The sequence below is a fragment of the Janthinobacterium sp. GW822-FHT07H10 genome (assembly GCF_058798675.1).
In genome coordinates, this window is sequence record NZ_JBXAKS010000001.1 from 211,718 (window position 1) to 233,287 (window position 21,570).

At 64.1% G+C, this 21,570-nt stretch carries 19 protein-coding genes; 6 read left to right on the plus strand and 13 right to left on the minus strand.

Features of this window, described 5'->3' with window-relative positions; all coding sequences use genetic code 11:
- Window positions 1–101 precede the first annotated feature (101 nt).
- Genes AC1RDJ_RS00970 through AC1RDJ_RS00985 form a run of 4 tightly spaced genes read left to right on the plus strand, consistent with a single transcriptional unit; the run spans window position 102 to window position 4,580 of the window.
- The gene (locus AC1RDJ_RS00970) at window positions 102–1,250 is read left to right on the plus strand and encodes an ABC transporter ATP-binding protein (protein ID WP_071321821.1); all 1,149 of its coding nucleotides are present in this window, start codon (window positions 102–104) and stop codon (window positions 1,248–1,250) included.
- 7 nt (window positions 1,251–1,257) lie between these two features.
- Window positions 1,258–2,199 (plus strand): ABC transporter permease subunit, encoded by a 942-nt coding sequence (locus tag AC1RDJ_RS00975; protein ID WP_493026266.1) that lies wholly within the window; start codon window positions 1,258–1,260, stop codon window positions 2,197–2,199.
- The gene (locus AC1RDJ_RS00980) at window positions 2,196–3,053 is read left to right on the plus strand and encodes an ABC transporter permease (RefSeq protein WP_493026267.1); all 858 of its coding nucleotides are present in this window, start codon (window positions 2,196–2,198) and stop codon (window positions 3,051–3,053) included. Before AC1RDJ_RS00975 ends, AC1RDJ_RS00980 begins: the two co-directional genes overlap by 4 nt.
- Before the next feature lie 36 nt (window positions 3,054–3,089).
- A complete protein-coding gene (locus AC1RDJ_RS00985) occupies window positions 3,090–4,580 on the plus strand; it encodes an aldehyde dehydrogenase (protein ID WP_493026268.1) in 1,491 nt (496 codons plus the stop codon).
- A gap of 116 nt (window positions 4,581–4,696) precedes the next feature.
- On the opposite strand, the gene panB is transcribed toward AC1RDJ_RS00985, so the two are convergent.
- From panB to AC1RDJ_RS01015, 6 genes are all read right to left on the minus strand, one after another.
- Window positions 4,697–5,572, minus strand: a complete 876-nt coding sequence (panB, locus tag AC1RDJ_RS00990) for a 3-methyl-2-oxobutanoate hydroxymethyltransferase (protein ID WP_493026269.1) — start codon at window positions 5,570–5,572, stop codon at window positions 4,697–4,699.
- A 98-nt stretch (window positions 5,573–5,670) separates the two neighbouring features.
- Window positions 5,671–6,150: a 2-amino-4-hydroxy-6-hydroxymethyldihydropteridine diphosphokinase gene (gene folK / locus AC1RDJ_RS00995; protein ID WP_071321825.1), complete on the minus strand. Its 480-nt coding sequence runs from the start codon at window positions 6,148–6,150 to the stop codon at window positions 5,671–5,673.
- An 8-nt stretch (window positions 6,151–6,158) separates the two neighbouring features.
- The gene (gene pcnB, locus AC1RDJ_RS01000) at window positions 6,159–7,532 is read right to left on the minus strand and encodes a polynucleotide adenylyltransferase PcnB (protein WP_289884621.1); all 1,374 of its coding nucleotides are present in this window, start codon (window positions 7,530–7,532) and stop codon (window positions 6,159–6,161) included.
- On the minus strand, window positions 7,525–8,196 hold the full coding sequence (locus AC1RDJ_RS01005; RefSeq protein WP_071326180.1) for a histidinol-phosphatase: 672 nt from the start codon (window positions 8,194–8,196) through the stop codon (window positions 7,525–7,527). The genes pcnB and AC1RDJ_RS01005 overlap by 8 nt, the downstream gene beginning before the upstream one ends.
- Window positions 8,196–8,864: a DnaA regulatory inactivator Hda gene (hda, locus tag AC1RDJ_RS01010; RefSeq protein ID WP_071321827.1), complete on the minus strand. Its 669-nt coding sequence runs from the start codon at window positions 8,862–8,864 to the stop codon at window positions 8,196–8,198. Before hda ends, AC1RDJ_RS01005 begins: the two co-directional genes overlap by 1 nt.
- A gap of 76 nt (window positions 8,865–8,940) precedes the next feature.
- Window positions 8,941–10,023, minus strand: coding sequence for an AI-2E family transporter (locus tag AC1RDJ_RS01015; RefSeq protein ID WP_493026270.1), 1,083 nt, complete (start codon window positions 10,021–10,023; stop codon window positions 8,941–8,943).
- A 189-nt stretch (window positions 10,024–10,212) separates the two neighbouring features.
- Between AC1RDJ_RS01015 and purM the strand changes: the two genes are divergently transcribed.
- A complete protein-coding gene (gene purM / locus AC1RDJ_RS01020) occupies window positions 10,213–11,256 on the plus strand; it encodes a phosphoribosylformylglycinamidine cyclo-ligase (protein WP_034788683.1) in 1,044 nt (347 codons plus the stop codon).
- A 65-nt stretch (window positions 11,257–11,321) separates the two neighbouring features.
- On the opposite strand, the gene AC1RDJ_RS01025 is transcribed toward purM, so the two are convergent.
- Window positions 11,322–12,644 carry an MFS transporter gene (locus tag AC1RDJ_RS01025; protein ID WP_071321829.1) on the minus strand — a complete coding sequence of 441 codons (1,323 nt, stop codon included), beginning with the start codon at window positions 12,642–12,644 and terminating at the stop codon, window positions 11,322–11,324.
- A 166-nt stretch (window positions 12,645–12,810) separates the two neighbouring features.
- On the minus strand, window positions 12,811–14,427 hold the full coding sequence (locus tag AC1RDJ_RS01030) for a GMC family oxidoreductase (RefSeq protein WP_071321830.1): 1,617 nt from the start codon (window positions 14,425–14,427) through the stop codon (window positions 12,811–12,813).
- Window positions 14,428–14,590: 163 nt separating this feature from the next.
- Here AC1RDJ_RS01030 and AC1RDJ_RS01035 point away from each other — a divergent pair, with 163 nt between their 5' ends.
- Window positions 14,591–15,424 carry an IclR family transcriptional regulator gene (locus AC1RDJ_RS01035; protein WP_083411584.1) on the plus strand — a complete coding sequence of 278 codons (834 nt, stop codon included), beginning with the start codon at window positions 14,591–14,593 and terminating at the stop codon, window positions 15,422–15,424.
- Here the strand turns inward: AC1RDJ_RS01035 and AC1RDJ_RS01040 are convergent.
- From AC1RDJ_RS01040 to AC1RDJ_RS01060, 5 genes are all read right to left on the minus strand, one after another.
- Window positions 15,421–16,647 carry a 6-phosphofructokinase gene (locus AC1RDJ_RS01040; RefSeq protein ID WP_071321831.1) on the minus strand — a complete coding sequence of 409 codons (1,227 nt, stop codon included), beginning with the start codon at window positions 16,645–16,647 and terminating at the stop codon, window positions 15,421–15,423. The two genes, AC1RDJ_RS01035 and AC1RDJ_RS01040, sit on opposite strands and share 4 nt — an antisense overlap.
- A gap of 128 nt (window positions 16,648–16,775) precedes the next feature.
- Window positions 16,776–18,824, minus strand: a complete 2,049-nt coding sequence (locus tag AC1RDJ_RS01045) for a sodium:solute symporter family protein (protein ID WP_071321832.1) — start codon at window positions 18,822–18,824, stop codon at window positions 16,776–16,778.
- Window positions 18,821–19,135 carry a DUF4212 domain-containing protein gene (locus AC1RDJ_RS01050; RefSeq protein WP_071321833.1) on the minus strand — a complete coding sequence of 105 codons (315 nt, stop codon included), beginning with the start codon at window positions 19,133–19,135 and terminating at the stop codon, window positions 18,821–18,823. The genes AC1RDJ_RS01045 and AC1RDJ_RS01050 overlap by 4 nt, the downstream gene beginning before the upstream one ends.
- Window positions 19,128–20,666: a sensor histidine kinase gene (locus AC1RDJ_RS01055; protein WP_493026271.1), complete on the minus strand. Its 1,539-nt coding sequence runs from the start codon at window positions 20,664–20,666 to the stop codon at window positions 19,128–19,130. The genes AC1RDJ_RS01050 and AC1RDJ_RS01055 overlap by 8 nt, the downstream gene beginning before the upstream one ends.
- A complete protein-coding gene (locus tag AC1RDJ_RS01060; RefSeq protein WP_071321835.1) occupies window positions 20,663–21,397 on the minus strand; it encodes a response regulator in 735 nt (244 codons plus the stop codon). Before AC1RDJ_RS01060 ends, AC1RDJ_RS01055 begins: the two co-directional genes overlap by 4 nt.
- Between the last annotated feature and the right edge of the window lie 173 nt (window positions 21,398–21,570).

Genomic DNA, 21,570 nt, shown 5'->3' on the forward strand with positions numbered 1-21,570 from the left:
GGACCGCAATGGCGGCAGTTCCGCTAAACTTCCATCCTGGTCGCTCTTTGTAGCGGCCAGTTTTTCATTTTGACACCCATTTACCCAGAAGCCACCCACACATGACGATAGCAACACCCGCCGCGTCGGCCAGCGACGCCCCAGCGCCTTTCTTGCTGATTGATCAACTGGTCAAGGAATTCGATGGCGTGCGCGCCGTCAATGATATTTCCGTGACGATCAACAAGGGCGAGATCTTCGCCCTGCTGGGCAGTTCAGGTTGCGGCAAGTCGACCCTGCTGCGCATGCTGGCGGGTTTCGAGACGCCGACCTCGGGGCGCATCACCCTGGCCGGCAACAGCATCGTCGATGTGCCGCCGCACCAGCGCCCCATCAACATGATGTTCCAGTCGTATGCGCTGTTCCCCCACCTGTCTGTGTGGGACAACATCGCCTTCGGCCTGCGCCGCGACGGCTTGCCGAAAGCGGAGATCGCCGCGAGGGTCGAGCAGATGCTGGCGCTGGTGCAGCTGGGGCAGTATGCGAAGCGCAAGCCGCACCAGCTGTCGGGCGGCCAGCAGCAGCGCGTGGCGCTGGCGCGCAGCCTGGCCAAGCGTCCGCAATTGCTGCTGCTCGACGAGCCGCTCGGCGCGCTGGACAAGAAACTGCGCGAACGCACGCAGATGGAGCTGGTGAACATCATCGAGCAGGTGGGCGTCACCTGCGTGATGGTCACGCACGACCAGGATGAAGCGATGAGCATGGCCACGCGCATCGCCGTCATGAGCGAGGGGCGCATCCTGCAGGTGGGCGCGCCGGGCGAAATCTACGAGACGCCGAATTGCCGCTTCGTCGCCGATTTCATCGGCAGCGTCAACCTGTTCGACGGCCGCATCGCGCAGGACGAACCCGACCACGTGGTGATCGCCACGCCCGATGGCGAACACTATGTCTCGCACGGCATCACGGGCAACCTGGGCATGGATGTCTCGGTGGCCGTGCGCCCCGAAAAAATCGGCATCCAGATCGAGCCGCCCACGTTGGACGAGCGGGCGTCGCCGGCGGAACATGGCTACAACTGCGCCCAGGGCGTGATCGTCGCCATGGCGTATTTTGGCAATGAAACCAGCTACCACGTGCGTCTCGACAGCGGCAATGTGGTGAAAGTCTCGCGCACCAACGCGGCCCGCCACGACGTCTCGCGCCTCGAGCGCGAGCAGCGCGTGTGGGTCTGGTGGGATGGCGCCGACATCGTCGTGCTCACTAGCTGAGGCCATCATGACGCCTATTCTGCAATTGCTGCGCAATCTCGTCACCCTGCGCTGGATAACGGGAAAAAATGCGGGCCGCAACGTCGTCATCGCCGTGCCGTCGCTGTTCCTGGCGGCCGCCTTCCTCGTGCCTTTCCTGATCGTGCTGCGCATCAGCCTGTCGGACATGGAAACGGCGGGCAGCCCGTTCGGCGGCCTGCTGTCGTACGTCGACGGCATCGTCGTGCTGAAGGTCAAAATCGCCAACTACCTGTTCATCGCCGCCGACGAACTGTATCTGCTGACCTACCTCAGCTCCCTCAAATACGCGGCGATCACCACCGCCATCTGCCTCGTCATCGGCTACCCGTTCGCCTACTTCATGGCGCGCGCCAGGCCGTCGATACGCCCCGTGCTGATGATGCTGGTGATGCTGCCGTTCTGGACCTCGTTCCTGCTGCGCGTGTATGCGTGGAAGGGCATCCTGGCCAACCACGGCCTGCTCAACGACCTGCTGATCGCGATGGGCGTGGTGAACGAACCGCTGCACATGATGAACACCTCGTTCTCGCTCGTCGTCGGCATGGTGTACGCCTATCTGCCCTTCATGATTTTGCCGCTGTACGCCAACCTGGTCAAAATGGACATGCGTTACCTGGAAGCGGCGGCCGACCTGGGCGCCACGCCCCTGCAGGCGTTCTGGCGCATCACCGTGCCGCTGTCGAAGTCGGGCATCATCGCCGGCGCCATGCTGGTGTTCATCCCGTCCGTCGGCGAGTATGTGATTCCCGAGCTGCTGGGCGGCCCGGAAACCCTGATGATAGGCCGCGTGCTGTGGGATGAATATTTCACCAATAACGACTGGGCCATGGCCTCGTCGGTGACGGTGCTGGTGATCCTGCTGATCCTCGTGCCGATGGCGATTTTTAACAAGTACAAGATGGACCAGGACGCGGGGAAACAAGCATGAGTACAGGTAACAATGCGCACTCTTTCCTGCAGCGCTGGTTCGGCCGCGGCTGGCTCTCGCTGGGCTACCTGTTCCTCTACCTGCCCATCATCGTGCTGATCGTCTTCTCGTTCAACAGCTCGCGCCAGGACATGGTGTGGAGCGGTTTCTCGCTGCGCTGGTACAGTGAGCTGATGAGCGATACGGAGATCATCTCGGGTTTCGGCCTGTCCCTGAAGATCGCCTTCATGTCGGCCACGTCCTCCGTCATCCTGGGCACGTTTGCCGCCTTCGCCCTGACCAGCTACCAGCGCTTCCGCGGCCGCACCGTGTTTTCGGCCATGGTCAGCGCGCCGCTCGTGATGCCGGAAGTGATCATCGGCCTGTCCCTGCTGCTGATGCTGGTGTCCATGCAAAAGGTCTTCGGTTTTCCCGAGCGGGGCGTGCTGACCATCTGGCTCGGCCATACCTTGCTGGGCATGGCGTACGCGGCCGTGGTGGTGCAGTCGCGCCTGCAGGAGATGAGCAAGTCGCTGGCCGAGGCGGCGATGGACCTGGGCTGCCGCGCGCACCAGGTCTTCTTCCTCGTGACCCTGCCGAACATCACGCAGGCGCTGGCCTCGGCCTGGCTGCTGACATTTACCCTGTCGCTCGACGACGTCGTGCTGTCCGCCTTTTTGTCCGGCCCCGGTTCGACGACCATGCCGCTGGTGATTTTCTCGCGCGCGCGGCTGGGCCTCGACCCACGCGTGAATGCGGTTGCCGCGCTGACCATCCTGGTCGTGTCGATCGCCGTGATCGTGTATGCCGTGATGCTGGCGCGCGCCGACCGCAGACGCCGCAAGCAACTGTCCGCGGCCTATACGCCAGACTAGGAGTAAGCTGGCGTTTTCACCTTGCAGGAGACGACCATGACGGAAAACACCAGCTGGCATGCACGGGCAGCAGCGCTCACGATCGATGGCCGCGCCATCATCAACGGCGAACGGGCCTGGGCCAGATCCGGCCAGACCTTCGACAATCTGTCGCCCATCGACGGGCGCCTGCTGGGGCAGGTGGCCCGCTGCGATGGCGCGGACGTGGACGCGGCCGTGCTGGCCGCCCGCGCCGCCTTCGATGACCGCCGCTGGGCGGGAAAATCGCCGGCGCAGCGCAAGCGCGTATTGATCAAGTTCGCCGACCTGGTGCAGCAGCACGGTCCCGAACTGGCCCTGCTGGAAACCCTGGACATGGGCAAGCCGATCAAGTACAGCCAGAGCGTGGACGTGGGCGCCACGGCCAACTGCCTGCGCTGGTATGGCGAGGCGATCGACAAGGTCTACGATGAAATCGCGCCCACGCCGGCCAACAGCCTGGCCCTGATCACGCGCGAGCCGGTGGGCGTCGTCGCCGCCATCGTGCCGTGGAATTACCCGATGATCATGGCCGCCTGGAAGATCGCGCCCGCGCTGGCGGCAGGCAACAGCGTCATCCTGAAGCCGTCGGAAAAATCGCCGCTGACGGCCCTGCGCCTGGCCGACCTCGCGTTGCTGGCGGGGCTCCCGCCGGGCGTGTTCAACGTGCTGCCCGGCTACGGCAACGAGGCCGGCGCCGCGCTGGCGCTGCATATGGATGTCGATTGCATCGGCTTTACGGGCTCCACGCGCACGGGCAAGCTGATCGTGCAGATGGCGGGCCAGTCGAACCTGAAACGGGCCTGGACGGAACTGGGCGGCAAGTCCGCCAACATCGTCTGCGCCGATTGCCCGGATCTGGACAAGGCTGTGGCGGCCGCCGTCGGTTCCATCTTTTTCAACCAGGGCGAAAGCTGCAACGCGCCCTCGCGATTGTTCGTGGAAGAGTCGATCAAGGACGAATTCCTGGCCAAGGCGCTGGCCATGCTGCCGCGCTTCCAGCCGGGCGATCCGCTCGACGAAGCCACGGTCATGGGCGCCATCGTCGACGCCACGCAGATGCACACCGTCATGGGCTATATCGCGGCGGGCAAGAGCGAGGGCGCGACACTGCTCGGCGGCGGCGCCGCCGTGCGCGCGGAGACGGGCGGCTACTACGTGCAGCCGACCGTGTTCGGCGACGTGGATGCCGGCATGACGATCGCGCGCGAAGAGATCTTCGGCCCCGTGCTGTCCGTGCTGGGCTTTACGGATATCGCCGAAGCGGTGAAGCAGGCGAATGCCACGCCGTATGGCTTGCAGGCGGCCGTGTGGACGTCGGACATCAGCAAGGCCATCCAGACGGCACGCGCCCTGCGCGCCGGCACCGTGCACGTCAACCAGTACGATGGCGACGACATCACCGTGCCGTTCGGCGGCTACAAGCAGTCGGGCAATGGGCGCGACAAGTCGCTGCACGCGCTGGACAAGTACACGGAACTGAAGACGACGTGGATACAGGTGGGGTAGTGGCGAGAGTTTGAGCTGGTGGCGGTGCCGGGTTACGCTGCGCTAACCCGACCTACGATGCCGACAGGTCGTAGGCCGGCCTGGCGCGCAGCGCGCAAGCCGACAACCACACTACATCAGAAGCAGTGTTCCAGCGCCGGGAAGCTGCCATCCTTGACGGCCTTGACGTAGGCGGTGACGGCGTCGTCGATGCTGGCAGCGCCTTCCATGAAGTTGCGCACGAAGCGCGCCTTGCGGCCTGGGAACACGCCCAGCATGTCGTGCATGACGAGTACCTGGCCCGAACAGTCGGGACCTGCGCCGATGCCGATGGTCGGTATCGTCAGCATGTCGGTGACTTCCTTGCCCAGCTGCGACGGCATCGCTTCCATCAGCACGATGGCGGCGCCCGCGTTTTGCAGCACCAGCGCGTCGTTCTTCAGTTCTGCCGCGCTTTCCGTGCTCTTGCCCTGCACTTTATAACCACCGAGCTGGTGCACCGATTGCGGCGTCAGGCCGATGTGCGCGCAGATGGGGATGCCGCGTTCGGTGAGGAACTTCACGATCTCGGCCAGCCAGGCGCCGCCTTCGATCTTGATCATGTGCGCGCCAGCCTGCATCAGGATGACGGCGTTGGCGTAGGCCGTTTCGGGCGTGCCGTAGGCGCCGAATGGCAGGTCGGACATGATCATGGCCGACTTGCTGCCGCGCGCCACGGAAGCCGTGTGGTAGGCCAGTTCGGCCACGGTGACGGGCAGGGTGGAGTTGTGGCCGTTGCAGACCATGCCGAGCGAATCGCCGATCAGCAGGATCTCCACGCCGCAGCGGTCCATCAGGGACGCGAAGCTGGCGTCATAGCAGGTCAGCATGGTGATCTTTTCGCCGGCGGCGCGCAGCGTGGCCAGGGTGTGGATGGTCACGGCCTTGTTGGCGACAGGCTTGGATGGCGCCGGCGCTGGTGTGGCGGCCTTGTCTTTTGCGGCCAGATCTGTTCCTTGCAAATAAGCGGACATAGGTATTCTCTAGAGTGAAAGGGGTACGACGCCGCTAGTGTAGTACTTTATGCGGGGCGCTGCAGGAGCGGCATTGTAGAGGATGGAGACGGCTCTGGTCAGAGCTGGCTGATGGCCTGGTCGGCCACAGCCACCAGGTAGTCCTGGGCCGGCCCCAGGCCAGGCACGACGATGGCGGGCGCCAGGGCCAGCAGCGGCACCAGCACGAAGGCGCGTTCCGTCAGGCGTGGATGCGGCACTGTCAGCGTGGCGCTGGCGATCCGTTCGTCGCCGTACAGCAGCAAGTCCAGGTCCAGGGTGCGCGGGGCGTTGCGGTAGGGGCGCTCGCGCCCGTGCGCCGCCTCGATGGCGTGCAGGGCCTGCAGCAGCGCTTCGGCCGGCAGGGTGGTCGCGATGCGCGCCACGGCATTGATGTAGTCATCGCCGCTCGAGTCGATGGGCGCCGTGCGGTAGCTGGCCGAGGCGTCGAGCAGGCTGGCGCCGGACAGGCGCGCCAGGCGCGCAAGCGCGTCCTGCACGTTGGCGCGCGCGTCGCCGAGGTTGGCGCCGATGCCGATGTAAGCGGTTACTGTCTGCATGACCGCGTTTACTCGCCGCTGGTGCTGCCGGTGGTCGAGCCGCCTGTGCCCGTCTTGCTGCGCGTGCTGCGGCGTGGCGGGCGCTTCTTCTTGACGGCGCCCGGCGCCGCATTCGCGCTGACGAGCAGCGCTTCGCGCGTTTCCTCGTCGCCTTCGTAGAATGCGGTCCACCATTCGCCGATGTCCATGTCGATCTCGCCCGAGGCGCAGCGCAGCAGCAGGAAGTCGTAGCCGGCGCGGAAGCGCAGGTGCTCGAGCAGCTTGTACGGCGCCTTGCCGACGCGGCGCTCGAAGCGCGGCTGCATCGACCAGATGTCGCGCATGTCCGAGCCGATCTTGCGCTGCAGGGCCAGTTTTTCCGTCTGCGAATCGAGCACGTCGTCGGCCGCCAGGTGCAGCGCGGGAATGGTCGATTCGCCGGCGGCGCGGTAGGCCGTCCATTTTTCCAGCACCTGGTGCCACAGCAGCGAGGCAAACAGGAAGCCTGGCGAGACGGTCTTGCCGGCGGCGATGCGGGCGTCGGTGGCGTCCAGCGCCAGGGTGACGAATTTCGCGCCCAGCGGCTGCTCCAGCACCACGTCGAGCAGCGGCAGCAGGCCGTGATGCAAGCCTTCCTTGCGCAGCTGCTGCAAACAGGCCAGCGCGTGGCCGCTCATCAGCAGTTTCAGCATCTCGTCGAACACGCGCGGCGCGGGCACGTTGTTGATCAGCGGGGCCATGACGGGAATCGGCGCTGCGGTGGCCGGCTCGATGGTGAATTTCAGCTTGGCGGCGAAGCGCACCACGCGCAGCATGCGCACCGGGTCTTCGCGGTAGCGCTCTTCCGGCTTGCCGATCATGCGCAGGGTCTTGGCGCGGATGTCTTCCACGCCGCCATGGTAGTCCAGCACTTCCTGCGTGGCCGGGTTGTAGTACATGGCGTTGATGGTGAAGTCGCGGCGCAGCGCATCTTCGTGCTGCAGGCCGAAGGTGTTGTCGCGCAGGACGCGGCCATGTTCATCCTTGGGCGCGGAATCGGCGCCGGCGCCGCGGAAGGTCGTCACTTCCAGCAAATCCTGGCCGAACATCACGTGCACGATCTGGAAGCGCTTGCCGATGATGAAGGCGCGGCGGAACAATCGCTTGACCTGTTCCGGCGTGGCGTTGGTGGCGATGTCGAAGTCTTTCGGTTTGACGCCCAGCAGCAGGTCGCGCACGGCGCCGCCGACGACGAAGGCTTCGAAGCCCGCTTCCTGCAGGCTGCTGGTGACGCGGATGGCATTCGACGACACCAGTTTCGGGTCGATTCCGTGTTGCGCGGGACCGAGCACGATGGGTGCCGTGGTGTCGCGCGCTGCCTCTTTTTTAACGCCGAGGATCTTGCGGATGAATTTTTTAATCATTGAATAAGTGGAGTGATGGCCAGCCGTGGAGGGATGCGTGTGCGCTCAAGGCAGCATTGGGATTGGTGGCGACAGGGTGGGTAACGACCGACAGCAAGGGAATGTCGTTGTGCGAATCGCTGTAGAAATAGCTGCGCTCGAACTGTCCCAGTTCCTTGCCCATCTTTTCCAGCCAGGCGTGGGTGTGGGTCAGCTTGCCGGCGCCCAGGGTGGGCGTGCCCAGCAGCTTGCCCGTGACATTGCCCTCGGCGTCATATTCGGGCATGGCGGCCAGCAGGTGCTCGACGCCCAGCGCTTCGGCGATGGGTTTGGTGATGAAATGGTTGGTGGCCGTGACGATGGCCAGCAGGTCGCCCGCGTCCTGGTGCTGCTTGAGCAGGGCCACGACTTCCGGACGGATGGCCGGCATGACCACTTCAGCCATGAATTGCCGGTGCAGCGCCTCGAGGCGATCGCGCGGGAATTGCGCCAGGGTGCCCAGGGAAAATTCCAGGTATTCCACCGGGTCGAGGGTGCCGGCCTGGTATTGCGCGAAGAATTCGTCGTTGCGTCGGGTGAATTCGGCGGCGTCCACGGCACCGATGCGTACCAGGAACTCGCCCCACTCGTGATCCGAGTCGATGGGCAGCAGGGTGTGGTCGAGGTCAAACAGGGCCAGATTCATCATTCTTTCGCTTCCGCCTGCAACAACTCGCGCAACAATGGCAAGGTGATCGGACGTTGGGTTTCAAGGGAGTATAGGTCGAGAGAGTCCAGCATCGTCGACAGCGAACGCATGTCGCGCCGGAAATGGGACAGCAGGTAGGGTAACACGCCCGGCGACAAGGTCAAGCCGCGGGTGCTGGCCGCCTGGGTCAGGGCGGCGATTTTCTCATCGTCCGTCAAGCCGTGGATCTGATAGATCAGGCCCCAGCCCATGCGCGTGCGCAAGTCTTCGCGCACGGGCAGCACGGCGGGCGGCACGGCGCCGCTGCACACCATATAGGCCTTGTTGGCGCGGATTTCATTGAACAGGGCAAAGGCGTCGATCTGCGCCAGCGGCGAGAGTTTTTCGCAGTCGTCGAGCAGGTACAAATCCACGTCAGGCGAATACACGAATTCGGACTCGATCGAGAACGGCGAAATATAGCGCGCGCGCTCGGTGCTGGCCAGGGCCTTGAGCAGATGGCTCTTGCCGGCGGCCAGTTCGCCCCACAGGTAGGCAAAATGTTCGCGCGACGTGCGCGCGGCGAACTGGCGCATCAGCTGCGCCACTTCGGCATTCTGTCCCACCTCGAAGGTATCGAGGCTGTGCGCCTGGTCTGTGCCTAAATCGAGCACCAGTTGTTTCATGGCGTACGCCTTGTCCTGTTTTTCATTACTGCATGTGCATCGTGGTATTGCTAGGTTGATATGATATCCGCTTTTATTATGTATTATAGAAGCTGCTGGACAGGTAGTGGCGCCGAAGATGCTTAAAAGCGACCATCAGCACGGCAGAAGCGGGTAAAGCGAGCAAAACGCCGACGAAACCAAATAATTGTCCAAACGCCAACAGGGCGAAAATCACGGCCAGCGGATTCAAGCCGATGCGCTCGCCCACCAGGCGCGGCGTGAGGAAAAAGCCTTCGATGACCTGGCCGCAGCCGTAGATGACGGCCACGGCGATCACGCCGCTCCAGTCGGCAAACTGCAGCAGGGCGGCGATCAGCGCCAGCGCCAGCCCCAGGCCGAAGCCCAGATAGGGGATGAAGACCAGCAAGCCCGTGATGATGCCTACAGGCAATGCGACCTCGAAGCCGGCGATGGCCAGCGCGGCCGAGTAATACGTGGCCAGCACCAGCATCACCAGCAGCTGGCCGCGCAGGTATTGCGCCAGCAGGGTGTCGACTTCCTGCGCCATGCTCACCGTGCGGCCGACCCAGCGGCGCGGCACGGCGCCGGCGATGCGCGCCAGCATCGGATGCCAGTCCAGCAACAGGTAGAACAAGACCACGGGGATCAGCACGACGGTGGCCAGCCAGCCCAGCACGGCCGTGCCGCCGATGCGCGCCGACGCCAGTACGGTGCTCCAGATTTCATCGCCGCTGGTGGCCATCTGCTGGCTCAGCATGCGCTTGATGCCCGTGCCGTCCAGGCGCACGCGGATGCCCAGGTCGCGCAGCTTCGGCGCGAGGAACTCGTTGGCCTTGCTGAGAAACTGCGGTATCTGCGCCTGCAGCAACGGGATTTCCTTTTGCAGCACGGGCACGACGATCAGCACCAGCGCCGTGATCGCGAGGAAAAACAACACTACGACGACCAGCACGGCCAGCGGCCGGGGCAGGTAAAAACGCTTGTAATGCAGGCGCTGCAGGCGGTCCACGCCCGGATTGAGCACGTAGGCGAGGATGGCGGCGGCCAGGAAGGGCGTCAGGATGGGGCCCAGGCTGACCAGCAACAGCAGAAATGCCAGCCAGACCGCGATCCAAAATGCTGTTTGCTTCTGTTCTGCGGTGATGGGAAATGGCATGTGGTTTGTGCTGTTGCGTTAAAAAAAGGCAGTTAATTACGAAATTGCGGGGGCAGTTTGATAAAATAGCGTATTGATCGACCGAATTCACCGGCTGGCCGCCTGCCGCACGATGTTGAAAAACATGCTTGCGCGCGCGTGCCGGCGGGTATCCGCCTTCTATTTTACCGCCTCCGCTGCCACCACACCATGAACCAGACTTCTAATGTTTCCCTTTCCTACCGTGACGCTGGCGTCGATATCGACGCAGGCGACGCTTTAGTCGAAGCAATCAAGCCGTTTGCCAAGCGCACCCTGCGCGAAGGCGTGATGGGCGGCCTGGGCGGTTTTGGCGCCATGTTTGAAATCAGCAAGAAGTACAAGGAACCGGTCCTGGTCTCGGGCACCGACGGCGTCGGCACTAAATTGCGCCTGGCGTTCGAACTGAACCGCCACGACACGGTCGGCATCGACCTGGTCGCCATGAGCGTCAACGATATCCTGGTGCAAGGCGCCGAGCCGCTGTTCTTCCTCGACTACTTCGCTTGCGGCAAGCTGGACGTGGCCATTGCCACCGACGTCATCAAGGGTATCGCCCAGGGTTGCGAACAAGCGGGCTGCGCGCTGATCGGCGGCGAAACGGCGGAAATGCCGAGCATGTACCCGGCCGGCGAATACGATCTGGCAGGTTTCGCCGTCGGCGCCGTGGAAAAATCGAAAATCATCGACGGCACCAAGATCGCCCCGGGCGACGTGGTGCTGGGCCTGGCGTCGTCGGGCGTGCACTCGAACGGTTACTCGCTGGTGCGCAAGATCATCGAAGTGGCGAAACCGGACCTGGAAGGCGATTTCCACGGCCGCAAGCTGGCCGACGTGCTGATGCAGCCGACGCGCATCTACGTCAAGCCGCTGCTGGCCCTGATGGATGCCATGGAAGTCAAAGGCATGGTGCACATCACCGGTGGCGGCCTGGTGGAAAACATCCCGCGCGTGCTGCAGCCTGGCCTGGTCGCCGAACTCGATTCGAAGGCATGGACCATGCCGCCGCTGTTCACGTGGCTGCAACAGCATGGCGGCGTGGCTGACGCCGAGATGCACCGCGTCTTCAACTGCGGCATCGGCATGACCGTCATCGTCTCGCAGGAAAACGCGGACGCCGCCATCGCGCAATTGCAGGCGGCCGGCGAAACCGTCTCGCGCATCGGCACCATCCGTGCCCGCGTGGGTGACGAGCACCAGACGATCGTCATCTAAGTCTTCGCTTGGATAAAAAAGCAGGCCTCTTTCGAGAGCCTGCTTTTTTTACGCCTGTCGCCAGCTTACCGTGCGTGCGCCGGCTTCATGCCCCCTTCCGGCTGCGCGCCGCCCTTGCCGATCATGGCCACGCTGACGGCCGAGACGAGGGAGGCGAACAGGATGTAGCCGACGATGTGCCACGGCTCGCCATTGCCCGTTTTCAGCAGGTAGGTGGCGATGATGGGCGTCAGGCCGCTGGCGAAGATGCCGGAGAACTGGTAGACGAAGGAGATGCCCGTGTAGCGCACCCTGGCGTCGAACAGGTCGCAGAACAGCGCCGCTTCCGGGCCATACACGGCTGAATACAGCACGCCGAGCGGGATGATCACGGAACACCACAGCAGCAGCGGATTGTCGGCGTGGTTAAGCATGATCCAGAAGGCGGGAATCGACGACACGCCCGTGATCAATGAACCCCAGAAAAACACCTTGCTGCGGCCGATGCGGTCCGACAGCCGGCCGAAGAAGGGGATGCAGAAGCACATCACGACGGCCGACGCCATCACGCCCATCAGTGCCTCCGTGCGGGCGATCTTGATGGTGTTGGTGAGATACGTGATGGAAAACACGCCGAAGATATTGAAGAAGACGCCGTCGATATAGCGCGCGCCCATGCCCTTCAAGACGTTGCCCGGATAGCGTTTCAGCAGGTCGAAAAACGGAATCTGCGTTTCCGCGTTCTTCTCCTTGACGGCCTGGAATTCCGGCGTTTCCATCACGTTCAGGCGTATCCACATGCCGATGAAGACGAGGGCGGCCGACAGGATGAAGGCGACGCGCCAGCCCCAGGACAAAAATTGCGCATCCGTCAAGCTGTACGACAGGATCGCCACCACGCCGGAAGCGAGGCACAGGCCGATGGCCAGGCCGATCTGCGGCAGGCTGGCATAGAAGCCGCGCTCCTTCGGCGGCGCATATTCATACGCCATCAGCACGGCGCCGCCCCATTCGCCACCGAGGCCGATGCCCTGCAGCACGCGCAGGAACAGCAGCAGGGCGGGCGCCCAGTAACCGATGTGGTCATAGGTCGGCAGCACGCCGATCAGGAAGGTGGAGATACCCATGATCATCAGGGTCATCACCAGCATGCTCTTGCGGCCGATCTTGTCGCCGAAGTGGCCGAAGATCACGCCGCCGATGGGGCGCGACAGGAAGCCCACGGCGAAGGTGCCGTAGGCCAGCATGGTCGAGACGAGCGGATCGCCGCCGGGGAAATACAGCTTGCTGAACACGATGCCGGCGACGACGCCGTACAGGAAGAAGTCATACCATTCGATGGTGGCGCCGATCACGCTGGCCATCACGACTTTCCGTAGCTCTTTGGCCTTTTTCGGATTGTTGTCCATATATCTAGTCTCCAATCGATATCGATTATGTGTTTTTTTGGATGGTTGGGGTGCAGCCGCCGCGCTGCTGGCGCGGCGGCTGGTCAAACAGGGGCGGGCCGGTCTGCCCGCCGCTGGCATCCTCCTCGGGTAGGGGGGAATCGGGTGCGAGTGGATCGGGCGTCCGCTATGCCGCCTGCGGCAGGCGCACGGCGTCCGCCAGGATCATGTCGGCGGCTTTTTCGGCGATCATGATGGTGGGCGCATTCGTATTGCCCGAGACGATTTCCGGCATGATCGAGGCGTCGACCACGCGCAAGCCCTGCATGCCGTGCACGCGCAGGCGGTCATCGACGACCGCCATGGCGTCGTGCCCCATCTTGCAGGTGCCGCTCGGGTGGTAGATCGACTGGCTGAAGCGGCGCGCCGCATCCAGCAGCTGCGCGTCCGTCTCGAATTGCGGGCCGGGCACGAACTCGGAAATGATGTGCGGCGCCAGCGACGGCGCCGCGGCGATGCGGCGCGCCACGCGCAGGGCGGCAATCGCCGTCTGCTGGTCGCGCGGGTCGGACAGGTAATTCGGGTAGATGCCCGGATAGGCGAGGGGATCGGCGGACTTGATCGACACGTGGCCGCGGCTGTGCGGGCGCAGCTGGCACACGGACGAGGTGAACGCGGAAAACGGATGCGCGCCTTCGCCCGGCTTGTCGGCGCTCAGCGGCTGCATGTGGAACTGGATGTCGGGCCGCTCCACCTCGGGCGAGGACTTGGTAAACACCGTCACCTGGCTGGCCGCCAGGGTCAGTGGCCCCGAGCGGGAAAACACATATTGCATGCCCACCCACAGCTTGCCCCACAGGCTGTTGACCTCATCGTTCAGGGTTTTCAGCCGGGTCTTGAAGACGAGGCGGATTTGCAGGTGGTCTTGCAGGTTCTGTCCCACGCCGGGCAGATCGTGCACGAGCGGCACGCCGACTTCTTCCAGCAGGGCGCGGGGACCGACGCCCGAGCATTGCAGGATTTGCGGCGAGCCGATGGCGCCTGCGCATAAAATCACTTCGCCGCTGGCGCGCGCCTGGCGCAGCTGGCCATCCTGCCGGTATTCGATGCCGACGGCGCGCCTGCCTTCGAACAGCACGCGCGTGATTTGCGCGCGCACTTCCACGCGCAGGTTGGCGCGCTTGCGGGCCGGCCGTAAAAAGGCTTTCGCCGTGCTCCAGCGCAGTCCATTGCTGGCCGTCTGCTGGAAGTAGCCGACGCCTTCCTGCGTGGCGCCGTTGTAATCGGCATTGAAGGGGATGCCGCTTTCCGTGGCGCCGGCGATGAAGTGTTCGGCGATGGGACGGCGCAGGCGCAGGTCCGACACTTTCAAGGGGCCGCCGACGCCGTGGTAGTCGCTGGCGCCGCGTTCCTGGTCTTCCGATTTCTTAAAGTAGGGCAGCACCTCGGCATAGCTCCAGCCGGCGTTGCCCAGTTCGGCCCAGCGGTCGTAGTCTTCCTTCTGGCCCCGTACATACAGCAAGCCGTTGAGCGAGCTGGAGCCGCCCAGTACCTTGCCGCGCGGCCATTGCAACTGGCGCCCGGCGATGCCGGCGTCCGCTTCCGTGCGGTAGCACCAGTCCAGCCTGGGATCGTGCATGGTCTTGAAATAGCCGACCGGCACGTGTATCCAGGGATTGTTGTCCTTGCCGCCCGCTTCCAGCAGCAATACCTGGTTGCCGCTGTCGTGCGACAGGCGGTTGGCCAGCACGCAGCCGGCCGAACCGGCGCCGACGACGATGTAATCGTAGTGTGTTTGCGACATGGTGCTTGTCTCCTGCGTTGCGGTATCGGCTTGCCTCGGCGGGCGTTTTTTGCGATACACTGGTCTTTATTGATTATTTCTGGAACATCTGGTTCCATTTATAAAAGACGCGCAACACCGAGACAAGCGGAAACACCCGCATACGCGAGAGGTGAAACAGAACATGCATGATGCGTTTCAAAAACGGTCGGCCGAGACCGAAGACGCTGGCCAGGCGGGCGCTGCGGCGGCCAGCCATGGCGACGAGGCGCGCGGCTTGCGCGTGCTGCGCCTGATCGAGCACCTGGCCAGCGCCAGCCAGCCACTGACCCTGTCGCAGCTGGCCACGCGCATGCAGGTGCCCAAGGCCAGCATGATGCGCCTGCTCGATACGCTGGAACAGCACGGCTACGTGCTGCGCACGCCCGTGGGACGCGGCTATGTGCCGGGCGCCGCCTCGACCAACCTGGCGCTGGCCACCCTGCGCAACAATGCCCTGATCCGTGTCAGCCGCAGCATCCTGGGCAGCCTGGTGGCGGCCACGGGCGAGACGTGCAATCTCGCCATTCCAGAAGGCAATGCCATCGTGTATGTGGATAGGGTGGAAACGCAGGAACCGCTGCGCCTGCACCTGGTGCTCGGTACGCGCGCGCCCATGCATTGCACGGCCAGCGGCAAGCTGTTCCTGGCGCACATGTCCTTGCTGGAGCGGCGCGAGCTGTTGGCCATGCTGCGGCTGGAAGCGCGCACGCCAAAGAGCATCACGGATCCCGCGCTGCTCGAGCGCGAGATCGTGCGCATCGCCCGCCTGGGCATCGGCATCGACGACGAGGAATTCGTGCACGGCATGGTGGCCGTGGCCGTGCCCATCTGCGCGGCCGACGGGCGCATCGTGGCGGCCGTCGCCTGCCACGCGCCCGTGGCGAGAAAATCCGTGGAACAGCTGATGCAGCACGTGCCGCAGCTCAAGGAGGCGGCCGTCAAGCTGCGGCCGCTATTGCTGGCGGAAAGCCACTAAGGCTTCAAGACTTTCGCTACTTTGGCGGCGCGCAGGCGGAAGGCGTCCGGCATGCCGGAACCGAGCAGCGGACGCAGATACAGGCGGAAGGCATCGGTCACGTCCGTGCCGCTGGCGCTGATGAACTCGTCTTCCATGGTGCGTGTCTTGCCCGCCACGTCTGACAGGGGCAGCAATGCATAGTCGACGGAATAAAAGCCCGTGCGCTTGATGGCGACGGAACCGTCGCGCTCGCCCCACATGGCGAACTGCACGGCCTTTTCGCCCACTTCGCGCGCCTCGCGCTGGTCGACGTCGGAAACGCAGCCGATGAAGGAGCGCTGCAAATAGCCGAAGGTGTCGCCGCGCACGCGCTTGATGCCGAGCTTGGACTTGATCTCGTCGCACAGCAGGTCGGCCAGCGCGCCCGTGCCCGACAATTGCACATTGCCGTGCGCATCGCGCTCGACCTCGTTGCCCACCTGTTTGGCCAGCAGGCTGGCGATCGGCTCGCCCGAGGCATCGTGGATGCCTTCGGAGACGGCGATCACGCAGCGCCCGTACTTGGCATACGCGGCCTTCACGTCGGCGAGGAAGTTTTCCAGCACGAAGACGCGCTCGGGCAGGTAGATCAGGTGCGGGCCGTCGTCGGGGAACTTCTTGCCCAGCGCCGAGGCGGCTGTCAGGAAGCCCGCGTGGCGGCCCATCACCACGCCCACGTAGACGCCAGGCAGGGCGGCGTTGTCGAGGTTGGCGCCGGCGAACGCTTGCGCGACGAAGCGCGCGGCCGAGGGAAAGCCGGGCGTGTGGTCGCTGCCCACCAGGTCGTTGTCGATGGTCTTGGGAATGTGGATGCAGCGCAGCGGGTAGCCGGCCTTGTGCGCTTCCTCGCTGACGATGCGCACCGTGTCGGATGAGTCGTTGCCGCCGATGTAAAAGAAGTGTTCGATCTCGTGCGCGCGCAGCACTTCGAAGATTTGCTGGCAGTAGGCGATGTCGGGCTTGTCGCGCGTGGAGCCGAGGGCGGACGAGGGCGTGGCGGCCACCAGTTCCAGGTTATGGCTGGTTTCCTGCGTCAGATCAACAAACTCTTCATTGACGATGCCGCGCACCCCGTGCAGCGCCCCATACACGCGCGTGACGTGCTGGAAGCGCCGCGATTCGAGCACCACGCCTACCAGCGACTGGTTGATGACGGCGGTGGGACCGCCCCCTTGGGCGACAAGAATTTTTCCAGACGGCATGGGATTTCCTCGTAAGTGGAACGGCCCTCCAGCCTACTCCTTTTTTGCGGCTGTGCCGTCTTTTCCGATAAGTCTGTCGAGACATTGTTTTGCATCCCCCAGCCCTTGATGCATTGTTATTCGCATTGTTATTCCGGTGCGCGGATATGCTCGACCAGTCCCGTGCTGCGGCGTCCCGGCGCCGGCGTCAGCCAGCTGACGAGGATGGCGGCGGCCAGGCCGGCCGGCACGCCGAAGATGCCGGCGGAAATCGGCGCGATATGCAGCCATTGCCCGGCTGCACTGCCGCCCAGCATGGCGCTCGTGTGCAGCATGTAATACAGGCACACGCCGAAGCCTGCCAGCATGCCGGCCAGCGCGCCCTGGTAAGTGGTGCGTTTCCAGAACACGCCCAGCACGAGGGGCGGGAACAGGGTCGAGGCGGCCAGCGAGAAGGCCACGCCCACCAGCGACAGGATGTCGGCCGGTTTTTGCGAGGCCGCGTAGGCGGCGATGAAGGCCACGGCCAGCAGCAGCAGTTTCGAGATCGTCACGCGCTTCTGCGTCGATGCGGTGGGATCGACCACCTTGTAATAGATGTCGTGCGACAGGGCGTTGGAGATGGCCAGCAGCAAGCCGTCCGCCGTCGACAGGGCGGCGGCCAGGCCGCCCGCCGCCACCAGGCCGGATATCACGTAGGGCAGGCCGGCGATCTCGGGCGTGGCCAGCACCAGCACGTCGGCGTCGATGGAAATTTCCGCCAGTTGCACGATGCCGTCGCGGTTGACGTCGACGATGCTGATCAGGGGGCTGAGCTTGTCCACGTTGGCCCAGTACGATACCCATGTGGGCAGGTTCGCGTATTGCGTGCCCACTAGCGCCGAGTAAATGTCGTACTTGACCAGCACGGCCAGCGCAGGAATCGTGAGATAGATCAACAAGATGAAGAACAGGGTCCAGAACACGGAGACGCGCGTTTCGTGCACGGAGGGCGTGGTGTACGATCGCATCAGGATATGGGGCAGGGCGGCCGTGCCCAGCATCATGCAAAACACGAGGGCGAGGAAATTGTTGCGCTTGATGTCGGATTGCGCGCGGTCCGGCGCGGGAAACGGCAGCGCGTGCGGCGTGATCGGCTCGGCGCGCTTCTGGTTGTGCGCTTGCGCCGTTTGCCACAGCGCGCGCGCTTCATCGGGACTTTTCGGATAGGCGATCAGGCTGCGTTCCGCGTTGCGGATATCGAACAGTGAGGCATTGCGCTGGCGCAAATTGTCGAGCTGGCGCTGGGCGGCCAGGTGGCCTTGTTCCCAGGAACCGGGCAAGCCGTCGATGCGCGCCTGGTAGCTGATGGCGCGCTGGCGGAAGATGGCGCGCACCTCGTTTTCCTTCGGATCGGCCTCCAGCACGTGCTCGCGCGCGCTCAGTTGTGGCAGCACCTTGCCATACGCGATCTGCGGCACGGGATTGTCCGCATGCTTGACGGACAGCCACATGGCGGGGATCAGGAAGGCGACGAGGATGATGATGTATTGCGCCACCTGCGTCCAGGTGATGGCGCGCATGCCGCCGAGAAAGGAGCACACGAGGATGCTGGCCAGGCCCAGAAAGATGCCGACGGAAAAATCCACGCCCGTGAAGCGCGAGGCGATCAGGCCGACGGCGTAGATTTGCGCCACCACATACGTAAACGACACGATGATGGTGGCGGCCACGGCCACCACGCGCACGGCGGCGCCACGCCCGTCCGCGCCGCTGCCGTAGCGGGCAGCGAGGAAATCGGGGATCGTGTACTGGCCGAACTTGCGCAGGTAGGGCGCGATCAGCAGCGCTACCAGGCAATAGCCGCCCGTCCAGCCCATGATGAAGGCCAGGCCATCGAAGCCGTTCAGGTACAGGCCGCCCGCCAGGCTGATGAAGCTGGCGGCCGAGATCCAGTCGGCGGCCGTCGCCATGCCGTTGAACATGGCCGGCACCCTGCGCCCCGCCACATAGTATTCCGTGACGTTCGAGGTGCGGCTGATGACGCCGATGGTGGCATACAGGCTGATGGTGGCGAACATGAACAGGTAGCCGATCCAGACGCGCGGCATGCCTTCCTGCTCCAGCACCGTCAGGGCCAGCAGGAAGGCGGCGAAGCCGCCGGCAAACAGCAGGTAGTAGCGGCACAGCCGGCCAAAGAAGGTGCGCTGGCCGCTCATGCTTGCTCGCTGGCATGGAAGGCCCGGTCCAGGCGGCGCATGCGCCAGGCATACACGGCGATGATGGCCAGGTACACGAGCGAGGCGCCCTGGGCCGCCATATAGAAGGGCAGCGGCCAGCCGAACAGATTCAGATGCAGCAGTTCGCGCGCATAAAACACGGTCAGAAAGCCTGTCAGCAGCCAGATGAGCAGCAAGACGGCCGTCAGGCGCCGCGTCCTGAGCCAGTGCGCATCGAGGCGCTGCTGCAACTCGGGACTGGGCGCGCGCGACGGCCGCGCCGGCGCGGCAGGGGGAACCGGCTTATCCATATGTGATGTCATCCTCTTCGGGCGCGTCCGGCAGCAGCAGGGCTATGCATAGGCGCAACAGCGTGCCCGGCAGCTTGGGCGACTGCGCACGCGGATTATTGAAAATGTCGACTTCGGCGCCGTGCTGCTGGGCGATTTCGCGCACGATGGCCAGGCCCAGGCCACTGCCGTCGGCATTGCTGCCGAGAATGCGATAAAAGCGTTCGAACACGTGCGCCCGCTCGGCTGGCGGAATGCCGGGGCCCGTATCCTCCACTTCCAGGATGGCCAGCTCGAGGGTGCTGCGCACGCGCACCGTGACGCTGCCGCCGGCAGGCGTGTAGCGCAGGGCGTTGTCGATCAGGTTGCTCAGCAGTTCGCGCAGCATGATGGCATTGCCGGAAATTATGATCGGGTACGCTGCCTGCTCGAAGCCCAGGTCGATATGCTGGGCAAACGAGGCTTGCACCCAGTCCTGCACCACGCCGCGCGCCAGTTCGCTCAGTTCGATCGGTTCAAAGGCCGTGCCCGCCTGCGGCTGGTTTTCCGCGCGCGCCAGGGCCAGCAGCTGGTTCACCAGCCGCGTGGCCGCCTCCGAACTCTTGGCCAGCTGCAACAGCGAGCGGTGGATCTCGTCGTGGTCGGTCTGGCGCAAGGCCAGTTCGGATTGCATGCGCATGCCGGCCAGCGGTGTCTTCATCTGGTGCGCCGCGTCGGCGATGAAGCGCTTCTGCATGTCGATCGACAGCGACAGACGCGCCAGCATGTCGTTGAGCGAACCGACCAGTGGCGTGATTTCCTCGGGCACCTGGCCCGATTCGATCGGCGATAAATCGTCCGGCGGCCGCGCGCGTATGCGTTCCTGCAACTGCGCCAGCGGCGACAGGCCGCGCGCCAGGGCAAACCAGACCAGGGCCAGGATCACGGGCAGGATGATGAACTGCGGCAAGATCACGCCCTTGATGATTTCGTTTGCCAGCTGCGCGCGCTTTTCCAGGGTTTCGCCCACTTGCACCAGGGCGCGGCGCGGCTCGTCGTCGGTGCTGGCCGGCATGTCGAGATAGGTAAAGGCCACGCGCACGGGCGTGCCATGGATGGTGTCATTGCGAAACAGCACGGTGCCGCTGCGGTATTTGTCGGGGTCCTGCGGCGGCGGCAAGTCGCGGTCGCCGTCGAGGTATTCGCCGCGCTCGCCCAGCACCAGGTAATACAGGGTGTCGACATCGTCGCCGCGCAGGAAGTCGCGGCCCGTGTTGCTGGCGTTCTTGTCCGGCTGGCGGCGCAGCATGGCGCCATCGGCCTGCTTGACCTGCTGCGTCAGCACGGTGACGCTGTCTTCCAGCGCATGGTCGAACGGTTGATTCGCGATGCTCTTGGCCACCAGGTAGGTGATGGCGATGCTCATCGGCCACAGCAGCAGCAAGGGCGCCAGCATCCAGTCGAGAATTTCGCCGAACAGCGAATGCTCGATGGTGTCATCCTGTTCCGTGGTGGGCGGCTCGAACCAGTCGTCGTCCGCCGCCTCGTCCGCGGGCGCCTCGCGCGCCTTCACTTGGTGGCGGGACCGCTGGCAGGGGCGGCCGCCTCGCCCGCTTCGGCTTGCAGGCGCGCCGCTTCCGAATATTTTTCCAGGCAATAGCCGAGGCCGCGCACGGTGGCGATGCGCACGCCGCCCACTTCGATCTTCTTGCGCAGCCGGTGCACATACACTTCGATGGCGTTGTTCGACACCTCTTCTCCCCATTCGCACAGGTGGTCGACCAGCTGCTCTTTGGAAACGAGACGGCCCGTACGGCCCAGCAGGATTTCCAGCAAGCCCAGTTCGCGCGCCGACAGGTCGAGCATCTGGTCGTTGATGTAGGCGCTGCGTCCCACCTGGTCATAGCTGAGCGGACCGTGCTTGATGATGGTGGCGCCGCCGCCCGCGCCGCGCCGGGTCAGGGCGCGCACTCTTGCCTCCAGTTCCGACAGGGCGAACGGCTTGGCCATATAATCGTCGGCGCCCAGGTCGAGGCCATTCACACGTTGCTCGATGGAATCGGCGGCCGTCAGGATCAGCACGGGCAGCAGCGAAGCGCGCGCGCGCAGGCGGCGCAGCACTTCCAGTCCCGACATCTTCGGCAAGCCGAGGTCGAGGATCAGCAAGTCGAATTCCTGGGTGGACAGGGCCGTATCGGCTTCCTGTCCGTTCTTCACGTAATCGATGGCATAGCCGGACTGGCGCAGCGAACGGGTCAGCCCGTCAGCCAGCACGCTGTCATCTTCGGCAAGTAAAATACGCATGGTCAGGCTTCCTCGGCTTGCGACGGTAGAAGCTTGTATTGTGTTTCATTTTCCGCAAGGTGGCGAGTTTTTGTGAAAAACAAGGCTTGTATTGATCTGTTTCAAAACAAATCCACGTTCCGCTTGCATTGATCACTGTTTTTTTATACAGTAGTGTCTGTAACGAATTTAAC

What these genes read in the sequence shown, in the direction of transcription:
- AC1RDJ_RS01040 (WP_071321831.1), bottom strand. Translation starts at nt 16,647, where the DNA reads ATGCCGTCTGGAAAAATTCTTGTCGCCCAAGGGGGCGGTCCCACCGCC.
- AC1RDJ_RS01025 (WP_071321829.1), bottom strand. Translation starts at nt 12,644, where the DNA reads ATGGACAACAATCCGAAAAAGGCCAAAGAGCTACGGAAAGTCGTGATG.
- AC1RDJ_RS01005 (WP_071326180.1), bottom strand. Translation starts at nt 8,196, where the DNA reads ATGAATCTGGCCCTGTTTGACCTCGACCACACCCTGCTGCCCATCGAC.
- AC1RDJ_RS01030 (WP_071321830.1), bottom strand. Translation starts at nt 14,427, where the DNA reads ATGTCGCAAACACACTACGATTACATCGTCGTCGGCGCCGGTTCGGCC.
- panB (WP_493026269.1), bottom strand. Translation starts at nt 5,572, where the DNA reads ATGTCCGCTTATTTGCAAGGAACAGATCTGGCCGCAAAAGACAAGGCC.
- hda (WP_071321827.1), bottom strand. Translation starts at nt 8,864, where the DNA reads ATGAAACAACTGGTGCTCGATTTAGGCACAGACCAGGCGCACAGCCTC.
- AC1RDJ_RS00980 (WP_493026267.1), top strand. Translation starts at nt 2,196, where the DNA reads ATGAGTACAGGTAACAATGCGCACTCTTTCCTGCAGCGCTGGTTCGGC.
- AC1RDJ_RS01060 (WP_071321835.1), bottom strand. Translation starts at nt 21,397, where the DNA reads ATGCGTATTTTACTTGCCGAAGATGACAGCGTGCTGGCTGACGGGCTG.
- AC1RDJ_RS01035 (WP_083411584.1), top strand. Translation starts at nt 14,591, where the DNA reads ATGCATGATGCGTTTCAAAAACGGTCGGCCGAGACCGAAGACGCTGGC.
- pcnB (WP_289884621.1), bottom strand. Translation starts at nt 7,532, where the DNA reads ATGATTAAAAAATTCATCCGCAAGATCCTCGGCGTTAAAAAAGAGGCA.
- folK (WP_071321825.1), bottom strand. Translation starts at nt 6,150, where the DNA reads ATGCAGACAGTAACCGCTTACATCGGCATCGGCGCCAACCTCGGCGAC.
- AC1RDJ_RS01045 (WP_071321832.1), bottom strand. Translation starts at nt 18,824, where the DNA reads ATGAGCGGCCAGCGCACCTTCTTTGGCCGGCTGTGCCGCTACTACCTG.
- AC1RDJ_RS00975 (WP_493026266.1), top strand. Translation starts at nt 1,258, where the DNA reads ATGACGCCTATTCTGCAATTGCTGCGCAATCTCGTCACCCTGCGCTGG.
- AC1RDJ_RS01015 (WP_493026270.1), bottom strand. Translation starts at nt 10,023, where the DNA reads ATGCCATTTCCCATCACCGCAGAACAGAAGCAAACAGCATTTTGGATC.
- purM (WP_034788683.1), top strand. Translation starts at nt 10,213, where the DNA reads ATGAACCAGACTTCTAATGTTTCCCTTTCCTACCGTGACGCTGGCGTC.
- AC1RDJ_RS01050 (WP_071321833.1), bottom strand. Translation starts at nt 19,135, where the DNA reads ATGGATAAGCCGGTTCCCCCTGCCGCGCCGGCGCGGCCGTCGCGCGCG.
- AC1RDJ_RS00970 (WP_071321821.1), top strand. Translation starts at nt 102, where the DNA reads ATGACGATAGCAACACCCGCCGCGTCGGCCAGCGACGCCCCAGCGCCT.
- AC1RDJ_RS00985 (WP_493026268.1), top strand. Translation starts at nt 3,090, where the DNA reads ATGACGGAAAACACCAGCTGGCATGCACGGGCAGCAGCGCTCACGATC.